This window comes from Streptomyces sp. CB02959, assembly GCF_002803155.1.
Lineage (GTDB): Bacteria > Actinomycetota > Actinomycetes > Streptomycetales > Streptomycetaceae > Streptomyces.
Window position 1 is genome coordinate 57,164 of the sequence record NZ_NNBP01000032.1, and the last position, 15,527, is coordinate 72,690.

The 15,527-nt window shown below is 72.9% G+C and carries 15 protein-coding genes; 10 read left to right on the top strand and 5 right to left on the bottom strand.

Annotation, left to right across the window (positions count from 1 at the left end; translation table 11 throughout):
• Positions 1 to 70: 70 nt before the first annotated feature.
• On the bottom strand, positions 71 to 913 hold the full coding sequence (locus CG747_RS37890) for a DUF3097 domain-containing protein (protein WP_100606427.1): 843 nt from the start codon (positions 911 to 913) through the stop codon (positions 71 to 73).
• 153 nt (positions 914 to 1,066) lie between these two features.
• Positions 1,067 to 1,801: an MBL fold metallo-hydrolase gene (locus tag CG747_RS37895; RefSeq protein ID WP_100606428.1), complete on the bottom strand. Its 735-nt coding sequence runs from the start codon at positions 1,799 to 1,801 to the stop codon at positions 1,067 to 1,069.
• A gap of 446 nt (positions 1,802 to 2,247) precedes the next feature.
• On the opposite strand from CG747_RS37895, the gene hrcA reads away from it, so the two are divergent.
• From hrcA to CG747_RS37920, 5 genes are all read left to right on the top strand, one after another.
• A complete protein-coding gene (gene hrcA / locus CG747_RS37900; protein ID WP_100606429.1) occupies positions 2,248 to 3,264 on the top strand; it encodes a heat-inducible transcriptional repressor HrcA in 1,017 nt (338 codons plus the stop codon).
• Positions 3,265 to 4,401, top strand: a complete 1,137-nt coding sequence (gene dnaJ / locus CG747_RS37905; protein ID WP_100606430.1) for a molecular chaperone DnaJ — start codon at positions 3,265 to 3,267, stop codon at positions 4,399 to 4,401. It abuts the gene before it with no gap.
• 87 nt (positions 4,402 to 4,488) lie between these two features.
• Positions 4,489 to 5,589: a nitronate monooxygenase gene (locus CG747_RS37910; RefSeq protein ID WP_100606431.1), complete on the top strand. Its 1,101-nt coding sequence runs from the start codon at positions 4,489 to 4,491 to the stop codon at positions 5,587 to 5,589.
• Positions 5,586 to 6,329 (top strand): 16S rRNA (uracil(1498)-N(3))-methyltransferase, encoded by a 744-nt coding sequence (locus tag CG747_RS37915; protein ID WP_100606432.1) that lies wholly within the window; start codon positions 5,586 to 5,588, stop codon positions 6,327 to 6,329. Before CG747_RS37910 ends, CG747_RS37915 begins: the two co-directional genes overlap by 4 nt.
• A gap of 193 nt (positions 6,330 to 6,522) precedes the next feature.
• Positions 6,523 to 7,566, top strand: coding sequence for a DUF2510 domain-containing protein (locus CG747_RS37920; protein ID WP_180985879.1), 1,044 nt, complete (start codon positions 6,523 to 6,525; stop codon positions 7,564 to 7,566).
• A 50-nt stretch (positions 7,567 to 7,616) separates the two neighbouring features.
• On the opposite strand, the gene CG747_RS37925 is transcribed toward CG747_RS37920, so the two are convergent.
• The gene (locus CG747_RS37925; protein WP_100606434.1) at positions 7,617 to 8,048 is read right to left on the bottom strand and encodes an OsmC family protein; all 432 of its coding nucleotides are present in this window, start codon (positions 8,046 to 8,048) and stop codon (positions 7,617 to 7,619) included.
• 209 nt (positions 8,049 to 8,257) lie between these two features.
• Between CG747_RS37925 and CG747_RS37930 the strand changes: the two genes are divergently transcribed.
• Both CG747_RS37930 and CG747_RS37935 read left to right on the top strand, forming a co-directional pair.
• Positions 8,258 to 8,617, top strand: a complete 360-nt coding sequence (locus tag CG747_RS37930) for a histidine triad nucleotide-binding protein (RefSeq protein ID WP_100606435.1) — start codon at positions 8,258 to 8,260, stop codon at positions 8,615 to 8,617.
• 6 nt (positions 8,618 to 8,623) lie between these two features.
• Complete coding sequence (locus CG747_RS37935; protein WP_100606436.1) at positions 8,624 to 9,529, top strand: ribonuclease Z; 906 nt, start codon at positions 8,624 to 8,626, stop codon at positions 9,527 to 9,529.
• A gap of 41 nt (positions 9,530 to 9,570) precedes the next feature.
• Here the strand turns inward: CG747_RS37935 and CG747_RS37940 are convergent, their stop codons facing one another.
• Positions 9,571 to 10,377 carry an HAD family acid phosphatase gene (locus CG747_RS37940; RefSeq protein WP_100606437.1) on the bottom strand — a complete coding sequence of 269 codons (807 nt, stop codon included), beginning with the start codon at positions 10,375 to 10,377 and terminating at the stop codon, positions 9,571 to 9,573.
• A 215-nt stretch (positions 10,378 to 10,592) separates the two neighbouring features.
• On the opposite strand from CG747_RS37940, the gene CG747_RS37945 reads away from it, so the two are divergent.
• The 3 genes from CG747_RS37945 (at position 10,593) to CG747_RS37955 (ending at position 13,777) form a co-directional block, all read left to right on the top strand.
• Positions 10,593 to 11,900 (top strand): glucarate dehydratase family protein, encoded by a 1,308-nt coding sequence (locus CG747_RS37945; RefSeq protein WP_100606438.1) that lies wholly within the window; start codon positions 10,593 to 10,595, stop codon positions 11,898 to 11,900.
• A 162-nt stretch (positions 11,901 to 12,062) separates the two neighbouring features.
• Entirely contained in the window at positions 12,063 to 13,148 is a 1,086-nt protein-coding gene (locus CG747_RS37950; protein ID WP_100606439.1) for an S-(hydroxymethyl)mycothiol dehydrogenase, read from the top strand.
• On the top strand, positions 13,148 to 13,777 hold the full coding sequence (locus CG747_RS37955; protein ID WP_100606440.1) for an MBL fold metallo-hydrolase: 630 nt from the start codon (positions 13,148 to 13,150) through the stop codon (positions 13,775 to 13,777). Before CG747_RS37950 ends, CG747_RS37955 begins: the two co-directional genes overlap by 1 nt.
• Positions 13,778 to 14,123: 346 nt before the next feature.
• Here CG747_RS37955 and CG747_RS37960 read toward each other — a convergent pair whose 3' ends face one another.
• Complete coding sequence (locus CG747_RS37960; RefSeq protein ID WP_100606441.1) at positions 14,124 to 15,464, bottom strand: 6-phospho-beta-glucosidase; 1,341 nt, start codon at positions 15,462 to 15,464, stop codon at positions 14,124 to 14,126.
• Between the last annotated feature and the right edge of the window lie 63 nt (positions 15,465 to 15,527).

Genomic DNA, 15,527 nt, shown 5'->3' on the forward strand with positions numbered 1-15,527 from the left:
GCGCTCACCGCTGTCCCGGCGCACGGTGTGCACCAGGGGCGCACACCGCCTCCGGCGCCCTCCGGGGCCCTCAGAGGCCGTCCGTCCCCTCCGGTGCCGTCACGAAGTCGATCAGTTCCTCCACCCGCCCCAGCAGCGCCGGCTCCAGGTCCTTGTAGGACCGCACCCGGGACAGGATCCGCTGCCAGGCCGCGCCGGTGTTCTCCGGCCAGCCCAGCGCCCGGCACACCCCGGTCTTCCAGTCCTGGCCGCGGGGGACCTGCGGCCAGGCCGCGATGCCCACCGAGGACGGCTTCACCGCCTGCCAGACGTCGATGTACGGATGGCCGACGACCAGCGCGTGCGCACCGGTCACCGCCGCCGCGATCCGGGACTCCTTCGAGCCGGGGACGAGGTGGTCCACCAGGACGCCGAGACGGGCGTCCGGGCCGGGGGAGAACGCGTCGACGATCGCCGGGAGGTCGTCGACGCCCTCCAGGTACTCCACGACGACGCCCTCGATCCGCAGGTCGTCGCCCCAGACGCGCTCCACCAGCTCCGCGTCGTGCCGCCCCTCCACGTAGATGCGGCCGGCGCGGGCGACCCGGGCGCGCGCCCCGGGGACCGCGAGCGAACCGGACGCGGTGCGCGCCGGGCCGTTCTGCGCCGGGCGGCCCTGCGGCCGGACCAGGGTCACGGTCCGGCCCTCCAGGAGGAAGCCGCGCGGCACCATCGGGAACACCCGCTGCTTGCCGAAGCGGTCCTCCAGGGTGACCGTCGGGCCCTCGGCGGTCTTCTCGCACCGCAGTACCGCGCCGCAGTAGCCCGTCACCACCTCCTCGACGACCAGCCCGGGGTCGGCCGGCACCTCCGGCACCGGCTTCGGCTTCTTCCAGGGGGGAGTGAGGTCGGGGCTGTAGTGCCTGCTGTGCATGCGGGTCTGCTTCCCTACGGGTCGGCGGTTCGACGGGTAGACGGGGCTGCGGGGCGGTGGGGTCCAGGGACGTGCGGGCTCCCGGGCGACGGGGCCGGGAGCCAAGGAGGCGGGCGGACCGGGCCATCGGCGGCCCGGCCAACGGGCGCCGCCTCAGGGGGAGTCGGCGCCGAAACGGGCCGCCAGGGCATCGCGCTGGGCGCGGACGAAGCGGGCGTCGACCACGGCGCCGTGGCCCGGCACGTACACCGCGTCCTCGCCGCCCAGCGCCAGCAGCCGGTCCAGTGCCGCCGGCCACCGCCCGGGCAGCGCGTCGCGGCCCGCCTGGGGCTCACCGGACTCCTCGACCAGGTCGCCGCAGAACACGATCTCCCGTTCGCCGGCCCGGCCGGGCACCAGGACGGCCAGGTCGTGGGCGGTGTGCCCGGGGCCGACGTTGGCCAGCAGCACCTCCCGGTCGCCGAGGCCGACGGTCAGCTGTCCGTGCACGTGGTGGTGCGGGACGACGAGCAGGTCAGCGGCCTCCGCCGCGGCGTCCGGGTCCACCCCGTGCCGTACCGCGCTCTCCCGCAGCGCGTCCTTGCCGTGCCGCAGCAGCTCGTCCAACCCGGTCGCGCCGAACACCTGCACCCCCGCGAAGGCCGCGGTGCCCAGAACGTGATCGAAGTGCGGGTGGGTGAGCGCGACATGCGTCACATCGCGGCCCAGTACGGCGCGGACGGTGCGGCGCAGTTCCGCCCCGGCGCCGATGGTCGCGCCGGTGTCGACGATCAGTACGCCCTCCGAGCCGGCGATCACGCCGATCGTCTCGTCCCAGCCGGGCATCCGGCGCCGGGCGACACCGTCCCCCAGCTGCTCCCAGCCCGCCTCTTCCCAGGTGATACGCATACCGAGACGCTAGCCCCTGCCGGCACCCTCCCGCCTGCTCCCGCCTGCGTTCCACCCGCGTTCCGTCCGCGCGACCGCGCACCGGGCGGGCGGCGGGCGGGCGGCGGCAGGGACCGGTGCCCCCGCGATACCGTTGGCGGGCACCCCGTGGCCCAGCAGCCCGCACCCGGCGGAAGCGGCCGGGCGGCGGTCCCGCAGGGGCGCTGTCCCAGGTGCCGATCGGGGGCCGCGGCGAGGCGGGATCGGGGATTCCTCGGGGTGGGATCAGGGGGCTCTCAGGGTCGGCCCGGGGATCGGATTCCGCGGCTGTGGGTAAGTCCTCAGTGCGCCCGCCCTTGCCGCATCCGTGCTACCCGGCCGTACACTGGCTCCGGGTCTGGCACTCGGCCCATGTGAGTGCCAGGAGAAGTGACGACACGGCGGAACGGCCGACTGGAGGTGGCGGAATGCTCAGTGAACGCAGGCTCGAGGTGCTGCGCGCCATCGTCCAGGACTACGTGGGGACGGAGGAGCCGGTCGGCTCCAAGGCACTCACCGAGCGCCACCAGCTGGGGGTCTCCCCGGCCACCGTCCGCAACGACATGGCGGCCCTGGAGGACGAGGGATTCATCGCCCAGCCGCACACCAGCGCCGGGCGGATCCCGACCGACAAGGGCTACCGCCTCTTCGTCGACAAGCTGGCCGGCGTCAAGCCGCTGTCCGTCCCCGAGCGGCGGGCGATCCAGAACTTCCTGGACGGCGCCGTCGACCTGGACGACGTGGTGGGGCGCACGGTGCGCCTGCTGGCGCAGCTGACCCGGCAGGTGGCGGTGGTGCAGTACCCGTCCCTGACCCGGTCCACGGTCCGCCACGTCGAACTGCTGGCACTGGCCCCGGCCCGGCTGATGCTGGTGCTGATCACCGACACCGGACGCGTCGAGCAGCGACTGATCGACTGCCAGACGCCGTTCGGCGAGACGTCCCTGGCGGACCTGCGCGCCCGGCTCAACAGCCGGATCGTCGGCCGCCGCTTCGCGGACGTCCCGCAGCTGGTGCAGGATCTCCCGGAATCCTTCGAACAGGACGACCGGGCCACCGTTTCGACAGTACTGTCGGTACTGCTGGAGACTCTGGTGGAGGAGACCGAAGAGCGGCTGATGATCGGCGGCACCGCCAATCTGACGCGCTTCGGGCATGATTTCCCCCTGACCATCCGGCCGGTGCTGGAAGCCCTCGAGGAGCATGTGGTGATGCTCAAGCTGCTCGGGGAGGCCAAGGACTCGAGCATGACCGTCCGCATCGGGCATGAGAATGCTCACGAGGGCCTGACGTCCACCTCGGTCGTCACCGTCGGATACGGTTCGGGCGACGAGGCCGTCGCGAAATTGGGCGTGGTCGGACCGACCCGCATGGACTACCCCGGAACGATGGGAGCGGTACGCGCAGTGGCACGTTACGTCGGACAGATCCTCGCGGAGTCGTAAGTGGCCACGGATTACTACTCGGTCCTCGGCGTCGGCCGGGACGCCTCGCAGGACCAGATCAAGAAGGCCTTCCGGCGGCTGGCGCGCGAGCTGCACCCGGATGTGAATCCGGACCCCAAGACCCAAGAGCGGTTCAAGGAGATCAACGCCGCCTACGAGGTCCTGTCGGACCCGCAGAAGAAGCAGGTCTACGACCTCGGCGGCGACCCCCTCTCGCAGACCGGCGGCGCCGGCGGCGCGGGCGGCTTCGGCGCGGGCTTCGGGAACTTCTCCGACATCATGGACGCGTTCTTCGGCACGGCCTCGCAGCGCGGCCCGCGCTCGCGGACCCGCCGCGGCCAGGACGCGATGATCCGCCTCGACGTCGAGTTGAGCGAGGCCGCGTTCGGCACGACCAAGGACATCCAGGTCGACACCGCCGTCGTCTGCACCACCTGCAGCGGCGAGGGCGCGGCGCCGGGCACCTCCGCGCAGACCTGTGACATGTGCCGCGGCCGCGGTGAGGTCTCGCAGGTCACCCGGTCCTTCCTGGGCCAGGTCATGACCTCCCGGCCGTGCCCCCAGTGCCAGGGCTTCGGCACCGTCGTCCCGACGCCGTGCCCCGAGTGCGCGGGCGACGGACGGGTCCGCTCCCGCCGCACCCTCACGGTCAAGATCCCGGCCGGTGTCGACAACGGCACCCGGATCCAGCTGGCCGGCGAGGGCGAGGTGGGCCCCGGTGGCGGTCCCGCCGGCGACCTCTACGTCGAGATCCACGAGCTGCCCCACTCGGTGTTCCAGCGGCGCGGGGACGATCTGCACTGCACGGTCACCATCCCGATGACCGCGGCGGCCCTGGGCACCAAGTGCCCGCTGGAGACGCTGGACGGGGTCGAGGAGATCGACGTCCGGCCCGGCACCCAGTCCGGCCAGTCGATTCCGCTGCACGGCCGCGGCGTGACCCACCTGCGCGGCAACGGCCGGGGCGACCTGATCGTCCACGTCGAGGTGCAGACCCCGAGCAAGCTCGAACCGGAGCAGGAGGAACTGCTGCGCCGGCTGGCGAAGCTGCGCGGCGAGGAGCGCCCGCAGGGCCAGTTCCAGCCGGGCCAGCAGGGGCTGTTCTCCCGCTTGAAGGACGCCTTCAACGGGCGGTAGGCACACCGTTCGGGGCGGGGTCCGGGGAGCTCTCCGCGACCGCCGCCCCGATTCGGGGTACCGCGTGGGGCGTGACACGATGTGGGCATGCCCACCGCGCTCACCGATTTCTGCCGCCACCCCATCGTGCAGGCCCCGATGGCGGGCGGTGGCTCCGGACCCGAGCTGGCCGCCGCCGTCTGCGAAGCCGGCGGACTCGGCTTCCTGGCCGCCGGCTACAAGACCGCCGACGGCATGTACCAGGAGATCAAACAGCTGCGGGGGCTGACCCGCCGCCCCTTCGGCGTCAACCTCTTCATGCCGCAGCCCTCCCTCGCCGACACCTCCGCCGTCGAGGTCTACCGCGAGCAACTCGCCGGCGAGACCGCCTGGTACGAGACCGAGCTCGGTGACATCAACGGCTCCACCGACGACGGCTACGAGGCCAAGCTCGCGATCCTCCGCGACGACCCGGTGCCGATCGTCTCCTTCACCTTCGGCTGCCCCTCGCGGGCGGCCCTCGACGCGTTCGCCGAGGTCGGCACGTACACCGTCGTCACGGTCACCACCGCCGCCGAGGCGCAGGCCGCGCAGTGGGCGGGGGCGGACGCGGTGTGCGTGCAGGGCGTCGAGGCGGGCGGCCACCAGGGCACCCACCGGGACGACCCGCACGCCGACGGGACCGGCTCGGGGCTGGGGCTGCTGGCGCTGCTCACCCAGGTCCGGGAGACGGTGCAGATCCCGGTGATCGCCGCCGGCGGGCTGATGCGCGGCGCGCAGATCGCGGCGGTGCTGGCCGCCGGCGCCTCGATGGCGCAGCTGGGCACCGCTTTCCTGATCACCCCCGAGTCCGGCGCCAACCCGCTGCACAAGCAGGCGCTGACCAACCCTCTCTTCACGCATACCGAGTTGACCCGGGCGTTCTCCGGCCGGCCGGCCCGCGGACTGGTGAACCGTTTCCTTCGGGAGCACGGCCCGTACGCGCCGGCGGCCTACCCCGCCGTGCACTACCTCACCTCCCCGGTCCGCAAGGCCGCCGCCAAGGCCGGCGACGCACAGGGGATGAACCTCTGGGCAGGGCAGGGGCACCGGCTGGCACGGGAGCTGCCCGCCGGGCAGCTGGTGGAGCTGCTCGTGGCCGAACTGGAAGCGGCCCGCGCCTCGTTGGGCCTGGGCGGTCAGGGCTACGGCATCGGCGGTGCGGTGTGACCGCGCCCGTCTTCCTCGTCGATTCGCTCGCCGGCGTACGGGCCGGGGGCACGCTGACCCTGGACGGCCCCGAGGGCCGGCACGCGGTGTCGGTGCGGCGGTTGCGGGTCGGTGAGGAGGTCGTGCTGACGGACGGTGCCGGGACCGGCGCCGAGGGCACCGTCGCCGCCGTCGAGGGCAAGGACCGGCTCACCGTCGCCGTCACCGGACTGCGCACCGAGGAGCCGCCGGTACCCACCCTCACCGTCGTGCAGGCGCTGCCCAAGGGCGACCGCGGGGAGCTTGCCGTGGAGACCATGACGGAGACCGGGGTGGACGCCATCGTGCCGTGGTCCGCGGCGCGCTGCGTCACCCAGTGGAAGGGCGAGCGGGCCGCCAAGTCGCTGGCCAAGTGGCGCGCCACGGCCCGGGAGGCGGGCAAGCAGTCCCGCCGGCTGACGTTCCCGCACGTCGCCGACCCGCTGTCCACCAAGCAGGTCGCCGCGCTGCTCGCCGAGGCCGACTTCGCCGCCGTCCTCCACGAGGAGGGCAGCACCCCGCTGGCCACCGCCGAACTCCCCACCGAGGGTTCGATCGTGCTGGTCGTCGGCCCCGAGGGCGGGGTCTCGCCGGAGGAGCTGGCGGCCTTCGCGGAGGCGGGCGCCAAGCCGTACCGCCTGGGCGCGAGCGTGCTGCGGACCTCCACGGCCGGGACCGCGGCGACCGCGCTGCTGCTGGGCCGCACCGGCCGCTGGAGCTAGACCCCGGGCTCCGCCCTCCCTCAACTCCCGCCTGTCGGGCGGTTTTCGGCAGGACCGCGGGAGGGCGGCGAAGGCCCCAGGGGCTGCCGGCGGGAGCGGCCCACCGCCGTGAGCGGCTGGGCGCGGGCGCCGGCAGGGGCGAATGTCCGCCCCTCGGCCGGGGGTTGGGGCGGTGCGGGATACAGTCGTCGCCGTGACTCAGCAACCTGCGGTTCCCCAAGGCTGGTACCAGGATCCCTCCGGCGCACCGGTTCTGCGCTGGTGGGACGGATACCGCTGGACCGAACACACCCAGGCGCCCCCGCAGGCCCCCGCCCCCGCACAGGCGCCGCAGCAGCAGTACGCCCCGCAGGCCCCGGTCCAGCAGCAGCCGTACCCGCAGCAGGCCCAGCAGCCGCAGGCCCCGGTCCAGCAGCAGCCGTACCCGCCGCAGCAGCAGTATGTCCCGCAGGCCGCCGTCCAGCAGCCGCAGGCCCCGATGCAGCAGCAGTACCCGCCGCAGGCCCTCGTGCCGCAGCAGCCGTATCCGCCGCAGGCCCAGCAGCCGCAGATGCCGGTCCAGCAGCAGTACGCCCCGCAGCAGTACGCCCCGCAGGTCCCCGGGCAGCAGCCGTACCCGCCGATGGGCGGCGGCGGCCCGGAGGCGCTGCTCTCGGCCGAGGTGCTCGCGGTCAACCAGGACTTCAAGTGGGTTGACATCAGCACCAGTTACTCAGTGCTGGACGGCAAGGGCCTCGAAGTGGGGTCGGTCGCCGAGACCGGTCAGAACGCCGCCCGCAAGGTCATGCGCTTCGTCAGCACGATGGACCGCTACCTCTCCCGGAAGTTCGAGATCCGGGATGCCGCCGGCGTCCCCTTCCTGGAGCTGAGCCGGGGCACCAAGGTGCTCAAGGCCAAGGTGCAGGTCGCCCGCCCGGACGGGACGCCGGTCGGCGAGATCGTCCAGGACCGGGTGGTCACCTTCGGCAGCTTCGACCTGGTCGTCAACGGCGCCACCGTCGGCCACATCCAGGCGAGCTGGACCGCGTTCAACTTCACCTTCACCGACCACACCGGTGTCGAGGTGGCCAGGATCGGCCGTTCGCTGCTGGACCGCGTCCTGGATGTCGCCTTCGGGTCCGATTACTACTACTACGAGGTGCTGCGCCCGATGGCGGAGCCGCTCCGCACCATGTCCCTGGCGGCCGCGCTCACCATGGACACCCTGCTCAAGCCGGACGCGGACGGCGACGCGTAACGGCGTGCCGACCGGCCCCGGGGACCGACCGGCACGCCGCCGTTCGCGCGTCAGCCGAGCAGCTCGGCCCGGAGCGTGATGTTCTTGACGCCCGCCAGCGCCTGGCTGACCGGGCAGTTCTTCTTGGCGTCCTCGGCCGCGGCCTGGAAGTCCGCCTCGGACAGGCCGGGGACCCGGGCCTTGACGGTCAGCACGATGCCGGTGATGCCCTCGCCCGGCTGGAACGTGACGTCGGCCCGGGTGTCCACGTGCTCGACGGTGTGGCCCTTGCCGGCCAGGCCGTGCGAGAACGCCATCGAGTAGCAGGAGGAGTGGGCCGCCGCGATCAGCTCCTCGGGGCTGGTCTTGCCGCCGGGCTCCTCCGAGCGGGCGGGCCAGCTCACGTCGTAGCTGCCGATCTTGGAGGATTCCAGGGCGACGGTGCCCTTGCCCTGCAGGAGGTTGCCCTCCCAATGGGTCGTGGCCGTGCGCGTGGTTGCCATGGTGCATAACTCCCGTTTGTGGGGCCAATGCGATCTGGAAGATCAGCTTAGGGTCTGCCGGGCCGCGAACCGGGCGACCGGCCCCGGGCCGCCTCCCACCGACCCCCGAGCGGCCCCGAGGACCGGCCCCGGGGCCGCCCGGGGTGATCGGCTAGCATCCGGAGGGCGTACGCACGGTGCGTGTCGCGCGACCCGGGAGGAGTCCACCGGTGGCGGGAGAAACGCAGGCCGACTGCCTGTTCTGCAAGATCGTGGCGGGGGAGGTCCCGGCGACGATCGTCCGCGAGACCGAGACCACCGTCGCGTTCCGCGACATCAACCCCCAGGCGCCGACGCACGTCCTGGTGATCCCCAAGGTCCACTACCCGGACGCGGCGTCGCTCGCCGCCGCCGAGCCGAAGGTGATCGCCGACATACTGAGCGAGTCCCGCGAGGTCGCGGCCGCTGACGAGATCGAGGAGACCGGCTACCGGGTCGTCTTCAACACCGGGGCCGGCGCCGGCCAGACCGTCTTCCACGCCCACCTGCACGTCCTCGGCGGCCGCGGCCTCCAGTGGCCCCCCGGATAACGAGCCATGTCGGTACGCGAACTGGTCGTCCTCGGGACGGCCAGCCAGGTCCCCACCCGGCACCGCAACCACAACGGCTACCTGCTGCGGTGGGACGGCCAGGGGCTGCTCTTCGACCCCGGTGAGGGCACCCAGCGCCAGATGCTGCGGGCCGGGGTCGCCGCCCACGACATCAACCGGATCTGCATCACCCACTTCCACGGCGACCACTCGCTGGGACTGGCCGGGGTGATCCAGCGGATCAACCTCGACCGGGTGCCGCATCCGGTGACCGCCCACTACCCGGCCAGCGGCGAGCGGTTCTTCGAGCGGCTGCGGTACGCCACCGCCTACCGCGAAACGGTCCGGATCGCCCAGCGGCCGGTCTCCGCCGACGGCGAACTGGACCGCGCCAAGGGGTACGTCCTGACGGCGCGCAAGCTCTCGCACCCGGTCGAGTCGTACGGCTACCGCCTGACCGAGCCGGACGGCCGGCGGATGCTGCCCGAGCGGCTGGCCGCCCACGGCATCGCCGGACCGGACGTCGGCCGCCTCCAGCGGGACGGCGAGCTGAACGGCGTCACCCTCGACGAGGTCAGCGAGGTGCGGCCCGGCCAGAGCTTCGCCTTCGTCATGGACACCCGGCTGTGCGACGGCGTCCACACGCTCGCGGACGGCGTGGACATGCTGGTGATCGAGTCCACCTTCCTCGACGAGGACATCCGACTCGCCGAGGAGCACGGGCACTTGACGGCCGGTCAGGCGGCCCGGGTGGCCGCCGACGCCGGGGTGCGGCACCTGGTGCTGACGCACTTCTCGCAGCGTTACGCCGACCCTGCGGACTTCGAGCGGCAGGCGCGCACGGCGGGCTTCACCGGTGAACTCACCATCGCCAAGGACCTGCTGCGGGTGCCGCTCCCCAAGAGGCGCTGAAGAAGCCCCGGCGCCCTGAGGAGGGCGCCGGGGGCCACCGCCTACGGCAGGTAGTACATCGGGTTCGGCAGCTTGAAGGTGCGCTGCGCCGCGCCGCCCGCCAGGTCGCTGTACTGGTCGCCGAAGTTGGCGACGACCCGGTAGCCGAGGGACTCGATGTGCCGACGGGTGCCCGACTTGAAGTCGATGGTCGAACAGGTCGTGCCGCACGGCAGGTAGGCGGGCGGGTGCTCCTTGTCCCGCAGGTAGACGTGCGGGCGGTCCAGCGGGACGTCGTAGCCGACGTTCTTGAGGTTGCGCACGCTCCAGTCGCGCTGCGCCTCCTTGCGGCCGGTGAGGAAGAAGACCTCGGCGCCCTTCTTGTGGGCCCAGTTGACCAGGTCGTTCATGCCGAAGACCGCGGCCATGTCGGTGTGCTCCAGGTACTCGTCCTGGGTCTTGGGGGTGAAGTTGAAGCCGACCTTCAGCTCGTAGTTGTAGGTCAGCAGGGTGGTGTCGTCCATGTCCAGGACGATGGCGGGCTTGGCCTTCCCGGTGTTCTTCCCGGTGTTCTTCTCGGCGAGCGCGCCGGCCAGGTAGGCGCGGGCCTTGGCCTCGATGCCGCGGACCTGGCGGGCGTAGTTGCCGGTGGGGGAGGCGTAGTGCTCCCCGTCGGCCGTCACCGTGTCGCCGTAGTACGCCTTGATCTTGTCCTGCACCTGGGTGAGGTTGGGGATCTCCTTGTCGGTGCGCGGCACGGAGTGCTCGGCGGTGGCCTGGCCGGCGCCGAACACCGCGGTGCCGGCGACGACGGCGGCGGCCACCGCACCGCCCAGACGGACACGGCGGGAGAGGGCGGGGCGGGGCATGCGCGGCTCCTTAGGGAAGCGAGGGGGTGGTCCCGGGTAGATGTAACAGAGGTGGCGAGTGGGTATCTACGCGCGAAGATTAAAGGGTTGGCAAAGGGTGGCGTGATGGTGCCGTCCAACTGGGCTGCGCGGTGCGGCTCTTGACGGGTCGTGCGCGCGCTCTTTAGCCTCCATCCCTGTCCATGGATGTTGTCTACATATGGAGACGAACGCCGATGGTCGCCCCCCACCCCGCGGACCTGGTCGTCACCGAGGTCCGACTCACCCCGGTCCTGGTCGCCGACCCCCCACTGCTCAACACCCAAGGCGTGCACCAGCCGTACACCCCACGCCTGATCATCGAACTGGTCACCGCCGGCGGCGCCACCGGCCTGGGCGAGACCTACGGGGACGCCGAATACCTAGGTCTGGCCCGCCCGTTGGCCACCGCCCTGATCGGCCGATCGGTCACGGACCTGAACGGCCTGTCCGCGCTCGCCGACCAAGTGGGCGGCGCGGTGGAGCAGCCCGGCCCGGACGGCGTCGACGCCGCCGGACTGCGCGGCGTCCGCACCGCCGGCAAACTGCGGGACTCGGTCCGCTCCGGCTTCGAAGTCGCCTGCCTGGACGCCTGGGGGCATGCCGCCGGACTGCCCGTGCACGCCCTGCTCGGCGGCGCGGTGCGCGACCGGGTCGACTACAGCGCCTACCTCTTCTACCGGTGGGAGCGGCACCCCGACGGCCTGGGCGAGCCGGACGACTGGGGTGCCGCCCTCGACCCGGCCGGCATCGTCGCCCAGGCCCGCCGGTTCGCCGACCGCTACGGCTTCACCTCGTTCAAGCTCAAGGGCGGGGTCTTCCCGCCGGACCGGGAGACCGCCGCGATCCGGGCACTGGCCGAGGCGTTCCCCGGGCGGCCGCTGCGGCTGGACCCCAACGGCGCCTGGTCGGTGGAGACCGCGCTCCAGGTGGCGGACGATCTGGCGGACGTCCTGGAATACCTGGAGGACCCGGTGAGCGGCACCGCGGCGATGGCCCGCGTCGCGGCCGGCACACCGGTCCCGCTCGCCACCAACATGTGCGTCACCACCTTCGAGGAGCTCCCCGAGGCGGTCGCCCGCGGCGCTGTCCGGATCGTGCTCTCCGACCACCACTACTGGGGCGGACTGCGCGCCACCCGGGAACTCGCCGCCCTCTGCCGCACCTTCGGCCTCGGCCTGGCCATGCACTCCAACACCCACCTCGGCATCAGCCTGGCCGCCATGACCCAGGTGGCGGCCACCGTCCCCGACCTGGACCACGCCTGCGACACCCACTACCCCTGGCAGACCGAGGACGTGCTGGCCGACCGCCTCGTCTTCCGCGACGGCCACCTGGACGTCGGCGACGCCCCCGGCCTCGGCGTCACCCTCGACCGGGACCGGCTCGCCGCACTGCACCGACGCTGGCTGGACGACGACGGCACGTACCGCAACCGCGACGACGCCGCCGCGATGCGCCGCGCCGACCCCGGCTGGACCACCCCCGCGGTCCCCCGCTGGTGACCCGGGCGGGCCCGCCCGCGATCCCGTGCCCCGGGGCGGGCCCCGGCCCCACCGGGACGACCCGCGCCGCGCCCCCTGCCGCGCCCGCGTACGGTGTGGCACGGGACGGTGGCGGTACGCCACAGTGGTCCCGTACGTGATCTTCGAAGAGGGGCGGTACCGATGGCACAGGAAGTGCGCGGCGTCGTGGCGCCGGGGAAGAACGAAGCGGTCCGGCTGGAGACGATCCTGGTGCCCGATCCGGGGCCGGGCGAGGCCGTGGTGAAGATTCAGGCGTGCGGGGTGTGCCACACCGACCTGCACTACAAGCAGGGCGGGATCAACGACGACTTCCCGTTCCTGCTCGGCCACGAGGCAGCCGGGGTGGTGGAGTCGGTGGGCGAGGGCGTCACCGACGTCGCCCCCGGGGACTTCGTCGTCCTCAACTGGCGTGCGGTGTGCGGCTCCTGCCGGGCATGTCTGCGCGGACGGCCCCAGTACTGCTTCAACACCCACAACGCCCAGCAGAAGATGACGCTCAAGGACGGCACCGAGCTCACCCCGGCGCTGGGCATCGGGGCGTTCGCCGACAAGACGCTGGTCGCCGCCGGCCAGTGCACCAAGGTCGACCCGGCGGTCTCACCGGCCGTCGCGGGGCTGCTGGGCTGCGGGGTGATGGCGGGCATCGGCGCCGCGATCAACACCGGCCAGGTCGGCCGCGGCGACTCGGTCGCGGTCATCGGCTGCGGCGGCGTCGGCGACGCGGCGGTGGTCGGCGCCCGACTGGCCGGCGCCGCCAGGATCATCGCCGTCGACATCGACGACCGGAAGCTGGCGACGGCCCGCACCATGGGGGCCACCCACACCGTCAACTCCCGCACCACCGACCCCGTCGAGGCGGTCCGCGAACTGACCGGCGGCTTCGGCGCCGACGTCGTCATCGACGCGGTCGGCCGCCCGGAGACCTACCGGCAGGCGTTCTACGCCCGCGACCTGGCCGGCACGGTCGTCCTGGTGGGCGTGCCCACCCCGGAGATGACCCTGGAACTCCCCCTCCTGGACGTCTTCGGCCGCGGCGGCGCCCTGAAGTCGTCCTGGTACGGCGACTGCCTGCCGTCCCGGGACTTCCCGATGCTGATCGACCTCCACCAGCAGGGCCGGATCGACCTCGGCGCGTTCGTCACCGAGACCATCGGCATCGACGACGTGGAGCGGGCCTTCGACCGGATGCACGCCGGTGACGTGCTGCGCTCGGTGGTGGTGCTGTGATGACCGCCCGCATCGACCACCTCGTCACCTCCGGGACGTTCTCGCTGGACGGCGGCACCTGGGACGTCGACAACAACGTGTGGATCGTCGGCGACGGTTCGGAGGCCGTCGTCATCGACGCCGCCCATGACGCCGACGCCATCCTGCGGGCCCTCGACGGCCGTACGCTGCGCGCCATCATCTGCACCCACGCGCACAACGACCACATCGACGCGGCCCCGGCACTCGCCGCCCGCACCGGGGCGCGGATCCTCCTGCACCCCGACGAGCTGCCGCTGTGGAAGCAGACCCACCCGGACACCGCCCCCGACGGAGAACTGTCGGACGGCCAGGTACTGACCATCGCCGGCACCGACCTGAGGGTGCTGCACACCCCCGGCCACGCGCCCGGGGCGGTCTGCCTGCACGCCCCCGACCTGGACACCGTCTTCACCGGGGACACCCTGTTCCAGGGCGGCCCCGGCGCCACCGGCCGGTCGTTCTCCGACTTCCCGACGATCATCGACTCGATCCGCGACCGGCTGCTGACCCTGCCGCCCAAGACGGTGGTCCACACCGGCCACGGCGACTCGACGACCATCGGCCAGGAGGCACCGCACCTGGCGGAGTGGATCGCCCGGGGCCACTAGGGGGCGGGCGAACACATCCCGTAGGGGGCCGGAATGCCCCCTGCGGGGCCACAACGTGGCGCGGGCGGGGCGTATTCCGGCAGCGCGGGGGCGCGGGGGCGCAAGAGTGCGAGGTCGCAAGAGCGTGGGCGCGAGCCAGCGACAGCCGGCGTGAGCCAGTGGCCGCGAGCGCGAGCCGTCGGAGTATTGCCCCCACATGCGGCGGTGCGAGGGCCTTGCCGCGGCCCAGGCCCGACTCAGCCGCGTATGTCCCGCCCGTGCGGCGGCGCGAGGAAGTCCCGTGAGCGGCACGGCGGGGTGCTCCCGGCCCTGCGGTGCGGCACCGCAGGGGGGCGGCGCCCCGGCCTCAGCGCTCCGTGCCCGCTCGTTGCAGGATGCGGGCGGCCACGGCCGCCGAGTCGACGAGGGGGTGCAGGGCGAGGGCCCGCAGTGCTGCGTCGCGGTCCTTGAAGAGGGCGGCTGCCACCGTTGCCCGTTCGACCGCCTTGACCTGGAGCATCAGGCCCAACTGGTCCTCGCGCAGCGGCGCGCAGGGCAGCGGCCGGGCCCCCTTGGCGGTCACCTCGCACACCGTCTCCACGACCGCGTCCGGCGCCAGCTGCGGCACCGTCGTCCCGTTGCGGACGTTGAGGATCAGCCGTCGTCCGGAGTCGCCGGCGATGGCGTGCATCAGCGCCAGCGCCACCCGGTCGTAGCCGCCGCCCTCCAGGTCGAGGCTGTCCCGCTGCCAGCCGCCGGTCGCCTCCCGGCTGTGCGCCATGTACGTCTCCTCGCGCTCCAGCCGGGTCCGCTCCCACAGGTCGTACACCGCCTCCGGGGAGCCGGCCGCCGCGGCCCGTTCGAAGAAGCCGCCCTGCTGCCGGTCCAGGAACTCCCCGCGGGTCTCTCCGGTGTCCCGTACGGAGTGCAGGGTCTCGCGGCGGAAGTAGTAGTAGTGCAGGTACTCGTTGGGGAGGGCGCCGAGGACCCGGAGCCACTCCGGGCCGAAGAGCCGGCCCTCCTCGAAGGACCCCAGCGCCGTCACGTCGCCCAGGAGGCCGGGCAGGACGTCGGTGCCGTCGAGCGTCAACGAGCGCAGCCAGCCGAGGTGGTTGAGCCCCACGTAGTCGTAGCCGGACCGGGTCGGGTCCTCCAGGGCCGCCGGGTCCGCGCCGGCCGCCCGCGCCGCCCGGCGTACCAGCCCCACGGGGGAGTCGCAGATCCCGATGACCCGGTCGCCCAGCACCTGCGCCATCGCCTCGGTCACCATCCCCGCCGGATTGGTGAAGTTGATGACCCAGGCCCCCGGGGCGAGTGCCGCGACCCGTTCGGCGATGTGCAGTGCGACCGGGATCGTCCGCAGCCCGTAGAGGACCCCGCCGGCGCCGACCGTCTCCTGGCCCAGGACGCCCTCCGACAGCGGGATCCGCTCGTCCCGGATACGACCGGCGGTACCGCCGACCCGTATGGCGGAGAACACGAAGTCGGCTCCGGTCAGCGCGGCGTCGAGACTTTCCGCCACCCGTACGGGTACCGGTTCGGTACGGCCCCGGGCCAGCTCGGCCAGCACCTCGGAGATCACCGCGACCCGGCGGGGATCGGTGTCGTACAGCGTCAGCTCGGAGACGGAGCGTGCGGGGTCGTCCAGCAGCGCGCGGTAGACCAGGGGCACCCGGAAGCCGCCACCGCCGAGAAGGGAGAGCCTCATGGGGCGGAACGTACCGCAGCATCAGGCACACTGGCGGCACGAGTTGAGTACGAGAGGGGCGAG